This is a genomic window from Verrucosispora sp. CNZ293, from assembly GCF_002754655.1.
The window spans coordinates 2,110,345-2,122,932 of record NZ_PEFR01000001.1; the positions used below are offsets into that span (position 1 = coordinate 2,110,345).

General features: G+C 71.6%; 11 protein-coding genes. 6 read left to right on the forward strand and 5 right to left on the reverse strand.

Going from position 1 to position 12,588, the window contains the following annotated elements; translation table 11 throughout:
* The first annotated feature begins 123 nt into the window (after positions 1-123).
* Positions 124-633: a hypothetical protein gene (locus CLT74_RS09665; RefSeq protein WP_099846244.1), complete on the forward strand. Its 510-nt coding sequence runs from the start codon at positions 124-126 to the stop codon at positions 631-633.
* A gap of 99 nt (positions 634-732) precedes the next feature.
* A complete protein-coding gene (locus tag CLT74_RS09670) occupies positions 733-2,484 on the forward strand; it encodes a DEAD/DEAH box helicase (RefSeq protein ID WP_099846245.1) in 1,752 nt (583 codons plus the stop codon).
* A 156-nt stretch (positions 2,485-2,640) separates the two neighbouring features.
* On the opposite strand, the gene lon is transcribed toward CLT74_RS09670, so the two are convergent.
* Positions 2,641-4,977: an endopeptidase La gene (lon, locus tag CLT74_RS09675; protein WP_099846246.1), complete on the reverse strand. Its 2,337-nt coding sequence runs from the start codon at positions 4,975-4,977 to the stop codon at positions 2,641-2,643.
* Positions 4,978-5,251: 274 nt separating this feature from the next.
* Here lon and CLT74_RS09680 point away from each other — a divergent pair, with 274 nt between their 5' ends.
* Positions 5,252-5,599: a histone-like nucleoid-structuring protein Lsr2 gene (locus CLT74_RS09680; protein WP_099846247.1), complete on the forward strand. Its 348-nt coding sequence runs from the start codon at positions 5,252-5,254 to the stop codon at positions 5,597-5,599.
* 140 nt (positions 5,600-5,739) lie between these two features.
* Here CLT74_RS09680 and CLT74_RS09685 read toward each other — a convergent pair whose 3' ends face one another.
* Together CLT74_RS09685 and CLT74_RS09690 are read right to left on the reverse strand one after the other, a co-directional pair.
* Positions 5,740-7,023, reverse strand: a complete 1,284-nt coding sequence (locus CLT74_RS09685) for a hypothetical protein (RefSeq protein WP_099846248.1) — start codon at positions 7,021-7,023, stop codon at positions 5,740-5,742.
* 299 nt (positions 7,024-7,322) lie between these two features.
* A complete protein-coding gene (locus CLT74_RS09690; RefSeq protein WP_486582190.1) occupies positions 7,323-8,195 on the reverse strand; it encodes a PDDEXK family nuclease in 873 nt (290 codons plus the stop codon).
* A gap of 191 nt (positions 8,196-8,386) precedes the next feature.
* Here CLT74_RS09690 and CLT74_RS09695 point away from each other — a divergent pair, with 191 nt between their 5' ends.
* From CLT74_RS09695 to CLT74_RS09705, 3 genes are all read left to right on the forward strand, one after another.
* Complete coding sequence (locus CLT74_RS09695; RefSeq protein ID WP_099846249.1) at positions 8,387-9,112, forward strand: helical backbone metal receptor; 726 nt, start codon at positions 8,387-8,389, stop codon at positions 9,110-9,112.
* Positions 9,113-9,278: 166 nt separating this feature from the next.
* Positions 9,279-9,848: a DoxX family membrane protein gene (locus CLT74_RS09700; protein ID WP_199172154.1), complete on the forward strand. Its 570-nt coding sequence runs from the start codon at positions 9,279-9,281 to the stop codon at positions 9,846-9,848.
* Between the two features lie 165 nt (positions 9,849-10,013).
* Entirely contained in the window at positions 10,014-10,394 is a 381-nt protein-coding gene (locus tag CLT74_RS09705; RefSeq protein ID WP_099846250.1) for an FKBP-type peptidyl-prolyl cis-trans isomerase, read from the forward strand.
* Between the two features lie 103 nt (positions 10,395-10,497).
* Here CLT74_RS09705 and CLT74_RS09710 read toward each other — a convergent pair whose 3' ends face one another.
* The gene (locus CLT74_RS09710; protein ID WP_099846251.1) at positions 10,498-10,848 is read right to left on the reverse strand and encodes an STAS domain-containing protein; all 351 of its coding nucleotides are present in this window, start codon (positions 10,846-10,848) and stop codon (positions 10,498-10,500) included.
* Between the two features lie 192 nt (positions 10,849-11,040).
* The gene (locus tag CLT74_RS09715) at positions 11,041-12,300 is read right to left on the reverse strand and encodes an Ig-like domain-containing protein (RefSeq protein ID WP_099846252.1); all 1,260 of its coding nucleotides are present in this window, start codon (positions 12,298-12,300) and stop codon (positions 11,041-11,043) included.
* Positions 12,301-12,588 lie beyond the last annotated feature (288 nt).

Sequence of the window (12,588 nt, forward strand, 5' to 3'; positions counted from 1 at the left end):
TAGAGCGCGCCGCCGCAGCGGTGGACCCGCCGATCTGCCCGGGCCGGCCGGGCATCGCGCCCGGTGCAGCGGTGACAACGCGGGGATGGTCGGCACGGTACGACCGCGACCAGGCTCAGTGACATGGCAGAGCTCAGAACCGCGACGGCATCGACGATCCCAGCCTTCCCGACCACCGACACCGCTGCATCCGAACCACCGACCGGGGCGGGGCGCGCCGCGCGGTGGCGGTCGCTGACCCGGGCGCTGGCCCACCGCTGGCCGGCGGGGCTGGCGTTGCTGGTGACCGCCGACAACTGGGCCTCGCCGACCCTGCTGGGCGCGTACACGCTGCTGGTGCTGCCGGTGGGCTACCTGGTGATCGGGACGCTCCGCCGGCAGTGGGGCGTACCCGGCAACCTTCGGCTGCAACTCGCCGGCCTGGCGGGCTGGTCCGCCCTGGCCCTGGTCGCCGTGCTCGCCGGCGGCACCACGGGGGCTTGGCTGGTGGCGTTCGGCTGGCTGGCCCACGCCGGGTGGGACCTGCTGCATCTGCGCAACCGTCAGGTGGTGCCGCGGGCCTACGCCGAATGCTGCGTCGTCATCGACGCCGTGCTGGGCATCACCATCATGCTGGCGCTGCTCGCCGGTTGAGGGGGCCGGTCAGGCGTGCGGGGCTGCCGTCGGCGGCGCCGCACGCCTGTTCGGGTGGTCGCCGCAGCGGACCGGTGGGCGTGATGAAAAGCTTGACCCATGAGTTCCACGCCCGTGTTGCCCGACCCGTCCACCGAGCCACCCGCCTTCACGGATCTCGGCCTACGGCCCGAACTGCTCGCCGCGCTCGCCGCGCTCGGGTACGAGGAGCCCACGCCGATCCAGCGGGAGGCGATCCCGCCCCTGCTGACCGGCCGGGACCTGCTCGGGCAGGCGGCGACGGGCACGGGCAAGACGGCGGCGTTCGCCCTACCGCTGCTACAGCGGATGCCGGACGACCGGGCGGGCGACGACCCGCTCGCGCTGGTGCTGGTGCCGACCCGGGAACTCGCGGTGCAGGTGTCCGAGGCGTTCCACCGCTACGGCAAGGACCTCGGTGCGCGGGTGCTGCCGATCTACGGCGGGCAGCCGATCGGTCGGCAGTTGCGGGCGCTGGACGCCGGGGTCGACGTCGTGGTGGCCACCCCGGGTCGCGCCCTGGACCACATCGCCCGGGGCACGCTGCGGCTGGGCAACCTCGCCAGCGTGGTGCTGGACGAGGCCGACGAGATGCTCGACATGGGCTTCGCCGAGGACATCGAGGCGATCCTGGAACACGCTCCCGAGCAGCGGCAGACGCTGCTGTTCTCCGCCACCATGCCGGCGCGTATCGACGGGATGGCCCGAGCGCACCTGACCGATCCGGTGCGCATCCTGATCGCCCGCGAGCAGCCGGTGGCCGGCGAGGCACCCCGGGTCCGGCAGAGCGCGTACCTGGTGGCGCGGGCACACAAGCCGGCGGCGCTGGGGCGGGTGCTCGACGTCGAGTCGCCCACTGCGGCGATCGTGTTCTGCCGCAGCCGGGAGGAGGTCGACCGGCTCACCGAGACGATGAACGGCCGCGGCTACCGGGCCGAGGCGCTGCACGGCGGCATGAGCCAGGAACAGCGGGACCGGGTGATGGGGCGGCTGCGTGCCGGCACCGCCGACCTGCTCGTCGCCACCGACGTGGCGGCCCGTGGGCTCGACGTCGAGCAGCTCAGCCACGTGGTCAACTTCGACGTGCCGTCGGCACCGGAGTCGTACGTGCACCGCATCGGTCGGGTGGGCCGGGCCGGCCGGGAGGGGGTGGCGATCACCCTGGCCGAGCCCCGGGAACACCGGATGCTGAAAACCATCGAGCGGGTCACCGGGCAGCGGATCACCATCGACAAGATTCCCACGGTCGCCGACCTACGCACCCGTCGGCTGGAGCTGACCCAGGCGGCGCTGCGGGAGAGCCTGCTGGAGGACGACCTCGACCCGTTCCGGGTGATCGTCGAGTCGCTCAGCGACGAGTTCGACCTGATGGAGGTGGCACTCGCCGCGGTGAAGCTGGCCCACGAGGCGACGTTGCCCGGTTCCGACGAGGCCGAGGAGGAGATCCCGCAGGTCGCCGTCCGGTCGCCCCGGGACGGTCGGCCGGCCGGGTACGAGGGCCGGGGTGAACGCCGACCCGCGCGTCCCCGCAGCGCTGGCACCACCCAGGTGTTCATCGGCGTCGGCCGGCGGGCCGGGGTGCGTCCGCAGGACCTGGTCGGCGCGATCACCGGGGAGACCGGAATCCGGGGCCGGGACATCGGCTCGATCGAGATCGCCGATCGCTTCTCCCTGGTCGAGGTGCCCGTCGCCGTTGCCGACGAGGTCATCGCCGGTCTGCGCGGCAGCACCATCAAGGGCCGCAAGGCCACCGTCCGCCGCGATCGTGAGGAGCGTCCCGGCGAGGGCCGCTTCGACGGCGGCGACCGACGGGAGCGTCGCGACAGGCGTTGAGGTCTTCTCGCCGGCCACCGCCGTCTGCCACGACTCGTGCCCCCGACCAGGTGGGTCGGGGGCACGAGTCTGCTCGCGGTGTCCGGGGCGGGCGATGCCCTACCCGGTCGGCCGGGTAGGGCTCGACTCGCCCGCCCAGCCTGCGCGGACACCCGCTCAGGCGGCGGTGACCCGCTGACCGCCCAGCGCCGCCGGGTCGATCTCGGCCGGGCGCAGCGCCAGGGCGAGCACGTCGGCGACGTCGGCCAGGGTGTGCACCGTCAGTTGCTCGCGGACCTCGGTCGGCAGGTCGTCCAGGTCCGGTTCGTTGCGGGCCGGGATGATCACCTCGGTCAGGCCGGCCCGGTGCGCGGCGAGCAGCTTCTGCTTCACCCCGCCGATGGGCAGCACCCGCCCGGAGAGGGTCACCTCGCCGGTCATCCCGAACTCGGGGCGTACCGGCCGGCCGCTGGCCAGCGACGCCAGCGCGGTGACCATCGTGATGCCGGCGCTGGGCCCGTCCTTGGGTACCGCCCCCGCCGGGACGTGCAGGTGGATCCGCCGCCCGGCCAGGGCGTTCGGGTCCAGGCCGAGGCGGCGGCCGTTGGCCCGCAGGTAGGAGAGGGCGATGTGCGCCGACTCCTTCATCACGTCGCCGAGCTGACCGGTGAGGGTCAGCCCCGGCTCACCTTCCATGCTCGTCGCCTCGATGAACAACACGTCGCCCCCGGCGCCGGTGACCGCCAGTCCGGTGGCCACGCCCGGTGTCGCGGTGCGTTCCGCCGATTCCGGCGTGTGCTTCGGCCGGCCCAGGTAGCGGACCAGGTCGTCGGCGCCGACGCGGACCGGCGTCGGGTCGTCGGCCAGGGCCACTGCCACCTTCCGCATGACCTTCGCCAGGGCACGTTCCAGCTGCCGTACGCCGGCCTCCCGGGTGTACTCCCCGGCGACGCGGGCCAGCGCCTCGGCGTCCACGTCGACCTCGTCGGCGGTCAGCCCGGCCCGCTCCCGCTGGCGCGGCAGCAGGTGGTCGCGGGCGATAGCCACCTTCTCGTCCTCGGTGTACCCGTCCAGGGTGACCAGTTCCATCCGGTCCAGCAGCGGGCCGGGGATGGCCTCCACCACGTTTGCGGTGGCCAGGAACAGCACATCGGACAGGTCGAGGTCGACCTCCAGATAGTGGTCCCGGAAGGTGTGGTTCTGGGCCGGGTCGAGCACCTCCAGCAGGGCTGCGGCCGGGTCACCGGCGTACCCCACGGAGACCTTGTCGACCTCGTCGAGCAGCACCACCGGGTTCATCGAGCCCGCCTCACGCAGCGCCCGGACGATGCGGCCGGGCAGCGCGCCCACGTAGGTGCGCCGGTGTCCCCGGATCTCGGCCTCGTCACGAATTCCGCCGAGCGACACCCGGACGAACCTGCGGCCGAGCGCGTGCGCGACCGACTCGCCGAGGCTGGTCTTGCCGACGCCGGGCGGACCCGCGAGGGCCAGCACGGCACCGGAGCCGCGACCGCCGATCACGCCGAGGTCACGTTCGGCCCGCCTGTTGCGCACCGCCAGGTACTCCAGGATGCGGTCCTTGACGTCGGCCAGGCCGGCGTGGTCGGCGTCGAGCACGGCCCGCGCCGCGGCCAGGTCCGTGTTGTCCTCGGTACGCGTGCTCCACGGCATCTCCAGCACCGTGTCGAGCCAGGTACGGATCCAACCCGCCTCCGGCGAGGCGTCGCTGGCCCGCTCCAGCTTGCCGACCTCGCGCAGCGCCGCCTCGCGCACCTTCTCGGGCAGGTCTGCGGCCTCGACGCGGGCCCGGTAGTCGGCCGATCCGTCCGGGGCGTCCTCGCCGAGTTCCTTTCGGATCGCGGCCAGTTGCTGACGCAGCAGGAACTCCCGCTGCGACTTCTCCAGCCCCTCGCGGACGTCGGAGTTGATCTGTTCGGTGACCTCCTGCTCGGCGAGGTGGTCCTTGACCCAGCCGACGAGCAGTTCCAGCCGGGCGGTGACGTCCGGCGCGGCGAGCAGTTCGGTCTTCTGCGCCAGGGTCAGCCAGGGCGCGTAGCCGGCCGAGTCGGCCAGTTCGGAGAGGTCGGTCATCCGCTCCACCGCGTCGATGACCTGCCACGCGCCGCGTTGCTGAAGCACCGAGGTCACCAGGGCGCGGTACTCGCGGGCCAGTTCCCGTGCCTTGCCGGCCGGGGCGGGCTCGTCGATCTCGGTCGCCTCGACCCAGAGCGCCGCGCCAGGCCCGGGCACCCCGGAGCCGATGCGGGCCCGGGCGAGACCACGGATCACGGCGGCGGGCTCGCCGCTGGGTAGCCGCCCCACCTTCTCGATGGTGGCGATCACGCCGACGGAGCCGTACTCGCCGTCGAGGCGGGGCACGGCGAGCAGCGTACGGTCACCTGTGGCGCGGGCCGCGTCGACCGCGGCCTGGGTGGTCGGGTCGAGGGTCACCGGGATGACCATGCCGGGCAGCAGTACGGCGTCGGTCAGTGGAAGTACCGGAAGAGTTGACATCGAACACCTGCTATCGCATTGAGTTGAGCGTGTCTGGCTCAAGTCGCGGTGGACTCCAGATGTTCCTCGGTGTGACCCAGCACACCGCGCACCGACACCGGGGCGACGTTCCACCCCCGCGCCGCTCGACCACACCCATGCCCAGCAGATCCAAAATCGGGATTTCGATGCCACGCAAAACGCGAACCGCCGCATGGCGCGCTTTTGTTGCGCAATTGGCGGACGATCAGTCAAACTTTGAGCACACCCCGTCAGACACAGGGAGTAATCGACGATGGCCAAACAAGTAATCACGGTGCTGACTGACGACCTCGACGGCGGAAAGGCCGACCGCACGGTCGAGTTCAGCCTGGATGGCGTCGCGTACACCATCGACGTTTCCGACGAGAACGCGGGTGTCCTCCGCAAGGCGTTGGATCCGTTTATCAATGCCGGCCGACGCCTCGGGCGTGGCGCCGTCGACACTGGCCGTAACCCGCGTCGCAGCACCGGTTCGGGCACTCCCGGAATGAACCGTGAGCAGAACCGCGCGGTCCGCGAATGGGCCGTCCGGAACGGCTACAAGATTTCCGAGCGGGGTCGGATCCCGGTTGAGGTGGTCGAGGCGTACAAGAACCGCTGAGCAGCGGGAATGTCACTCCGGCGCGGTTAGGGCCGCCGTCACGGCACGGTTACATCGACTTTCCGACATGCTACGGGGCCGCCCGGAATTCCGGGCGGCCCCGCGTGTTCGGCATCAGCCTACGGCCTCAGCCCTCGGCGTCAGTTGACCTCAATACGCACCGCGTCGAAGGCGGGGGTCTGGTTGGCCCGCTCCGACATCGGGATGCGGTGCGAACCGTCGCCGGCCCAGACCGCGCACTGTGCGGTACCGGAGTCCGGCAGACCCGGAACCTGGATGGTCACCTCGTCCGGCTGGGAACCGCCGCCGCCGTCCTCGGTGGCGACGAAGAAGGCCGGCACCGGCTCAGGCGCGGGCGCCTCGTTCGTGTTGTTCAGCATCCGGCAGGCGGTGTGGAAGTGGCCACGGGTCAGGCCCTCCCCGTTGAGCAGCGAGCTTTCCAGGTAGTAGCCACCCTGGCCGGCCGGCAGGAACCGGTCCCGGACGAGGTTGCGGGTGCTGACCCGGATCGAGAAGCCCTCGTTGCGGTTGATCTGCTGCGGGAAGTCGGTGATCAACAGCGACGGGTTGTTGGCTGCGGCGCCGACCTCACCGAAGGCGGTGCTGATGCAACGGTTGCCGTTCTGGAAACCGTCGTGCCGCTGGAGCTGGCTGTTGTCGCAGTTGTTCGCCAGCACGTCGAGGCCGTTGTTGTTGTTGCCGCCGTTGTTACCGCCGTTGTCGTTGCCGCCGCCGTTGTTGTTGCCGTCGTCGCCGCCGTTGTCACCGTCGCCGTCGTTGCCGCCGCCGTTGTTGTTCTCGACCGGCTGCACCTGGCAGGTGGCGAGGTTGGCGAGACCGCGCGGCCGGGGGCCGAACCGGTCGATGGCGATCGTGATCCGGTCGAGGGTCGCCCGACGCTTGCTGGCCAGCGGGTTGAGGATGGCGTTGCGGATGAACCCCTGGCCGCGGTTGCCCTCAGCGGCGAGCCGCGTGTCCGCCTCGGTGATCTGGGTCTGCAGTGCGTTCAGGTTGCGGTCCACCTCGGCGCGGGCCCGGTCGGGCACCTGCGGGAGCCGGCTGACCACGTCCGGGCAGGCCACCGCGAAGGCCCCGGCGGTCGCGCCATCGGTGCCGTTGCGGGTCTCCTGGCACTCCTCGACGGTCTGCTGCCCGTCGCCCCAGTGGTTGACCACCCAGCGTCCGTTCTGCCAGGTGCGAGTCGTGGTGGCGCCGCGAGCGGTCGGCGCGGTCGCGCCCGGGCTCGGTGCGACACATTCAGCGGCCACCGGTCGCTGCTGCTGGTTTGACCGTCGGTCACCGGCCGACGAGATCTGAGTCACGGCGACGACGCCGCCGAAGACAGCGAGCGTGGCGCCAACGGCCAGAAGTCGCTTGGTCCGCGCGTTACCGGATGGTCGGCGCGACCGGGTTGACCTGCGCATCGAATTGCTCTCCTTCTCGATCCGGTTCCTGATTCGTGACTCGACGGACCGAACGGAATCTTGGTGGCACGCTCGACGGGGACCGCCTGAACGCGCCGGTGGCACGTCGACGAACGACGATGCCCTTTCCGCACCGTCTCCCGCGCCTGCCGGTGCGGGTTGGGGAGATCCTGTCCATTCCCGGTGAGGTACGGGCCCGATCCAGCGGTGGTTCAAAGGCCGCCAACTTTTTTCCGATGTTTCTTTCCGCGCCCGTACGGTCACCGTCCGCCCTCGGCCGGCTGGCACTCAGGACGCGATCACTCCTGGCAGAGATGGTCGTAGCCGAAGTCGCCGACGAGTTCGCCGCGACGATCCCGTAGCCGCCGAATGTCGGCGAGCAGTTCCTCCCGTGGCACCAGCGACGATGCGCCTGTCTCAACCGTCCGCAGCCGCTCGCCGAGCGCGAGAACGGCCAGGTCCTCGGCGAGCCGGGCGGGTTCGACACCGCAGGAGATGCCGTACGCCTGCACCGTCACCCGCTCCACCAGCAGCTGGCCCGGTCGGACCTCGGCCCAGCTCCAGCCCTCGGCCGGCCCCCGCGTCCAGCACACGTGCAGTCCACGCAGGATCGGGTCGGTCAACCGTCGCGCCACGTACGCCTGCACCGCCTCGGCCCGGGCGAGCGCGCCGAGATCGTTCACCGCGCCCTCGCGTCCGTCGGGCAGCCGGCCGACGATGTCCCGGAATCCGACCGCCGGCACGTCCGAACCGGCCGCGCCGGCGGCGTACCGCCGCGCGTCGACGACGTACGCGACGATCCGCGGCCCGTGTCCGGCGGTGCGCAGGGTGGCGGAGACGATCCGCAGCAGCGGCAGCCCGGTCGCCGCGGCGACCGCCTCCGTGGTCCGCTCGGCCCGCCTGGCGGTGGCGTCTGTCGACGGTGGCCGGAACTCGACGGCGAACTCGGGTCGTCCGGTCGACACCGCGCAGACCACCTGGTCGAACAGGGTCCTGCTGGCCGTGTTCCACTGGCTCGCCGTGAGACCCGGCGGCCGACGCCTGACGATCTCACCCAGGCGCAGCCCGGCGTGCACCCGCTGCTCCGCCCGGACCAGCACCGGCCCTCGCCCGGCGTCCTCCGGCACCGACGACAGTCCGCGGTCGTGGTCACCAGTCATCGCGGTACCCATGAATCCTTTTCAACCTCTCCGCCGGTCGGGCCGGACAACGCTGCGCGAGCAGGTCGACACGGCTTTCCGTCCGGCCGGCCGACCGAGTCTAGGATGACGATCATGCCGGCTGCTCCCCCGGCGGGCTGGCGGTGACCGGGCGGCGGTCGACGACGGGCCACCCACCGCCGCCGGACCGAGGAGGTGGGCGGATGCGAGTGGTGTCCCTGGTGCCGTCGCTCACCGAAGCGGTGGCGACGACCCTGCCCGGGCTGCTTGTCGGCGCCACCGACTGGTGCACCCACCCGGGTGACCTGCACGTGCCGCGGGTCGGCGGGACGAAGTACCCGGACCTGGACCGGATCCGCGCGCTCCGGCCCGACCTGGTCCTGCTGAACGTCGAGGAGAACCGGCGCGACGACGCCACCGCGTTGACCGCCGCAGGCGTACCGATCCGGGTGACCTATCCGCGCACCGTGGACGGTGCGCTCACCGAGCTGGCCGAGCTGCTTCGCGACCTGGGATCGGCGGCGGAACCACAGTGGCTCACGGAGGCCCGTCGCGCCTGGGGCGCGCTACCGGAGACGCCGGTTCTCCGACGCGCGGTGGTGCCGGTCTGGCGGCGTCCCTGGGTGGTGCTCGGCGCCGACACCTTCGCCGGGGACCTGTTGCGCCGGCTCGGCATCGCCAACCCTTACGCCGAGCAGCCGGAGCGGTATCCGCGACCGAGCCTGTCGCAGCTGCGGGACCAGGCACCGGAGCTCGTGGTGTTGCCGGACGAGCCGTACCGCTTCACCCGCGACGACGGTCCCGAGGCGTTCCCCGGCGTTCCCTGCGCCCTCGTGTCGGGTCGACATCTGACCTGGTACGGACCGTCGTTGGCCGAGGCTCCCGCCCTGCTGACCGCCCAGCTCGCGGACCTGCACGTCGCCCGCTGACCGCCGCCTGCGGGCCGGCTGGCGAGCCCGGCACCGGTCGCGGGTCCCGGTCAACAGGGGTCGAAGGTCCCGGCCGGCACCGGCCCGCCGGCCCTGACCGCCGCATGGTCCACGGGCGTCAAATAGAAGTGCCACCGGGACACGCGGTGCGAAGCAGCGAAGGGACGTGGACATGATGACCGCGACGACCGAGCGGAACACCGCCGCCAAGACCCCGGTGACCGAGACCAACCAGGAGCAGAACCTCCGGACGCGGGCCACCCGCTACCTGCTCGCCGGGCTCCGCCTGGCGCTCGGTTGGGTCTTCCTCTGGGCCTTCCTGGACAAGGTGTTCGGCCTGGGGTTCGCCACCGAGGCGAAGAACGCCTGGATCAACGGGGGCAGCCCGACCAAGGGCTTCCTCAGCTTCGGTGCCGCCGGCCCGTTCCAGGGCTTCTACAACGGCATCGCCGGAGCCGCCTGGGCCGACTGGCTGTTCATGATCGGTCTGGCCGCCATCGGTACGGCGCTGCTGCTCGGCATCGGAGTGCGCATCGCCGCCGCGGCCGGCGGTCTGCTGCTGGTGCTGATGTGGACGGCCGTCCTGCCTCCGGAGAACAACCCCTTCATGGACGACCACCTCGTCTACGCCGGTGTGCTGGCCCTGCTCGCGGTGACAAACGCCGGTGACACCTGGGGCCTGGGCCGGACCTGGGCACAACTGCCGATCGTCAAGCGGTTCGGCTGGCTCCGCTGACCCTGATCACCTCCCCCCACGGCGGGCGTCACCTACCGGTGACGCCCGCCGCACCGGGTCCGGCGCGCTCGGCCACCGGTGGCCCACATCGGTCCACGGGGCGCGCCGGGCCGTAGCATCCGGCAGGATTGTGCTGACCGGAACCGACGCACCAGGAGAATCCGCATGAACCAGGCAGCGAGCAAGCCCGAGATCGGTCCGATCGAGGGCGCCCCGCCGGCCGACCTCGTGATCGAGGACATCACCGTGGGCGAGGGCCCGGAGGCCCAGGCCGGGCAGGTGGCCCGGGTGCACTACGTCGGGGTGTCGCACTCCACCGGCGCCGAGTTCGACGCCTCCTGGAACCGGGGCGAGCCGTTCGACTTCCCGCTCGGTGGCGGTCGGGTCATCGCCGGGTGGGACCAGGGCGTGGTGGGGATGCGGGTCGGCGGACGGCGCCGGCTGACCATCCCGCCGCACCTCGGGTACGGCAGCCGGGGCGCGGGTGGGGTCATCAAGCCCAACGAGACCCTGGTCTTCGTGGTCGATCTGCTCGGCGTGAGCTGACCTCGCGCGTCCGGCGCCGGCCCCGTGCCCGGCGCCGGACGCGTCGTCGGCACCACCCGGTCGCACCGCCGGCCGGCGACACACAGGCGCCGGCGGCGACCGGTCACACCCCGGCGAGCACCCGCTGCGGCGTGATGCCGACGACCGGGATGACCCGCCGCAGACCGGTGGCCCGCAGCACCCGCTCCACCACCGGCGGCGGGTCGACAAGCACCAGGTCGCCGCCCTGCGACCGCACCCAGAGCCGGGCCGCGACGAGCGTGCGCACCCCGGCGGCGGAGAGCAGCCGGACCTCGGAGAGATCCACCCGCAGCTCGGTGCGGGCGGGGGCCGCCCAGAGAGCGGCGCGGAACGCCGCGACCGTGGCGATGTCGATCACACCGACCACGCGAACGCACACCGCGTCGCCGGACACGTTGGTCTCGACGTGGAACCGCTCCTCGCGCTCTCGCATACGACGAACCTATCCCCCGCCACCGACACTTTCGCCCTGCTGGAAGGCGGGTTCCGGGTAAGCCCAGGGCATGACCCGCAGGCCGATCGGGTCCACCTTAGGGACGATCCCCCGCCCGGGTCGACCGACCTGCTGACCACCGCGACGAGGCGCCGGGCCACCCGTGACGGGTGGCCCGGCGGGTACGCCTGGTCAGCCGCCGCTCGCCGACGGCTGCGGTTCGGGTGACCCGCCGGCCACCGCTCCGGGGTCCGGCGGCTGGGTCGGCGTGGGCCGCAGACCGGGCGGCACCGGCAACGCGCTGCCCTTGGCGAACTGCTCCCAGCTGACGTTCCACGCCGTCCAGCCGTTGCCCTCGTTCAGCTCGACCTCGGTGCCCTTGACCGTCACCAGATCGCCGACCTGGGTGACGCCCATCAGCCAGTCCGCGTTGGCCGCCGACAGGTTGGTGCAGCCGTGCGAGACGTTCGTGTACCCCTGATCCCCCTCCGACCAGGGGGCGCCGTGGATGAACTCGCCGCCCCAGGTGAGCCGCTGGGCATCCTCGACGTCGACCACGTACGGATCGGCCGAGCCCCGCGTGTCGAAGGTGGTGAACTCGTGCTTCTCCATGATCACCATCTTGCCGCTGGAGGTGGGCGTGCTCGGCTTGCCGAGGCTGACCGGCAGCTTGCGCAGCAGCTTGCCGTCCCGGATCACCGACATCTGCTTGCTCGCGTTGTCGATCTCCAACTCGACCTGCCGACCGATCTTCGAGGTGGCCCGCCGATCGGCGTCACCGACGTTCTCCTTGCCGATCGGCAATCCCTCCAGCGCGGAGCGGACCTTGATCGTCGTACCCGGCCGCCAGAAATCGGGCGCCCGGTAATAGACCTGACTGCCGTCGGACACCCAGGACCAGGTGCCCGGCTGCGGCGGATCCGTCTTCACGAACAATCGGCGCTGCACATCCGCCCGCGCCTCTTTGGGAATTGGCGGGTCGAAAGCAACGGTTACCGGCATCGCCGTGCCGTACGTCCGATCACCGGCGAAATACAACGTGCTGACGATGGCAGGTTTGGAAGATTTGGGTTGGGTCGTGAAGCTCGTCCTGCGGGTGACCGTCTTTCCGGAGTCGCCGGTGGCGGTGACCTCCGCGGTGTACGTCCGCTTCGGCTCCAGGGTCCGGCTGGGCACCCAGCCGGTACCGTCCTCACGCGGCTCCGCGCCGACCGTCGCGCCCTTGTCGTCGGTGATCCGCACGGCGGTGACCCGCCCGTGCTTGACCACGGTGCCGATCTCCCCGGTCACCGGCACGTCGCGGGTGCCCTCGGCCGGTGTCACGGCCAGTTCCGGGTTGGCTTTCGCCTCGGCGGATTGCCCGGGCCTGCGGTCGCTGGTGCACGCGCCCAGCGCCAGCGGTGCCGCTGCGACGCTCACCGCCAACAGCGTCAGTCGCCGCCTCAACATCATGATGCGTCCCCCGTTTATCGCCGCTTCCTCCGCCACATTCTCCCTAGCTCGACGCCGACGTTTTCGCGGTTTCGACCAAGAGCTGGGACATTGCATGGAGAACCTTTTCCGTAATCGCACCCGGGCGAACGGAAAATGCCCACGACGACGCTACGGGCGGTCTCGACCGGGCGTGGCGCTATGTCCGGCGAATGCCACTGGGCCAGGTTCACGGACGTGCCACCGCACCCGGGTCGCGCCGATCGAGGGATAACCACGGCCGGCGACCAGCCCCCTCGATCGACGCGA

Bases quoted from the DNA above. Each gene is read 5' to 3' on its own strand.
- CLT74_RS09685 (WP_099846248.1), bottom strand. From the start codon at position 7,023: ATGCGCAGGTCAACCCGGTCGCGCCGACCATCCGGTAACGCGCGGACC.
- CLT74_RS09715 (WP_099846252.1), bottom strand. From the start codon at position 12,300: ATGATGTTGAGGCGGCGACTGACGCTGTTGGCGGTGAGCGTCGCAGCG.
- CLT74_RS09710 (WP_099846251.1), bottom strand. From the start codon at position 10,848: ATGCGAGAGCGCGAGGAGCGGTTCCACGTCGAGACCAACGTGTCCGGC.
- CLT74_RS09705 (WP_099846250.1), top strand. From the start codon at position 10,014: ATGAACCAGGCAGCGAGCAAGCCCGAGATCGGTCCGATCGAGGGCGCC.
- CLT74_RS09690 (WP_486582190.1), bottom strand. From the start codon at position 8,195: ATGGGTACCGCGATGACTGGTGACCACGACCGCGGACTGTCGTCGGTG.
- CLT74_RS09670 (WP_099846245.1), top strand. From the start codon at position 733: ATGAGTTCCACGCCCGTGTTGCCCGACCCGTCCACCGAGCCACCCGCC.
- CLT74_RS09695 (WP_099846249.1), top strand. From the start codon at position 8,387: ATGCGAGTGGTGTCCCTGGTGCCGTCGCTCACCGAAGCGGTGGCGACG.
- CLT74_RS09665 (WP_099846244.1), top strand. From the start codon at position 124: ATGGCAGAGCTCAGAACCGCGACGGCATCGACGATCCCAGCCTTCCCG.
- lon (WP_099846246.1), bottom strand. From the start codon at position 4,977: ATGTCAACTCTTCCGGTACTTCCACTGACCGACGCCGTACTGCTGCCC.
- CLT74_RS09680 (WP_099846247.1), top strand. From the start codon at position 5,252: ATGGCCAAACAAGTAATCACGGTGCTGACTGACGACCTCGACGGCGGA.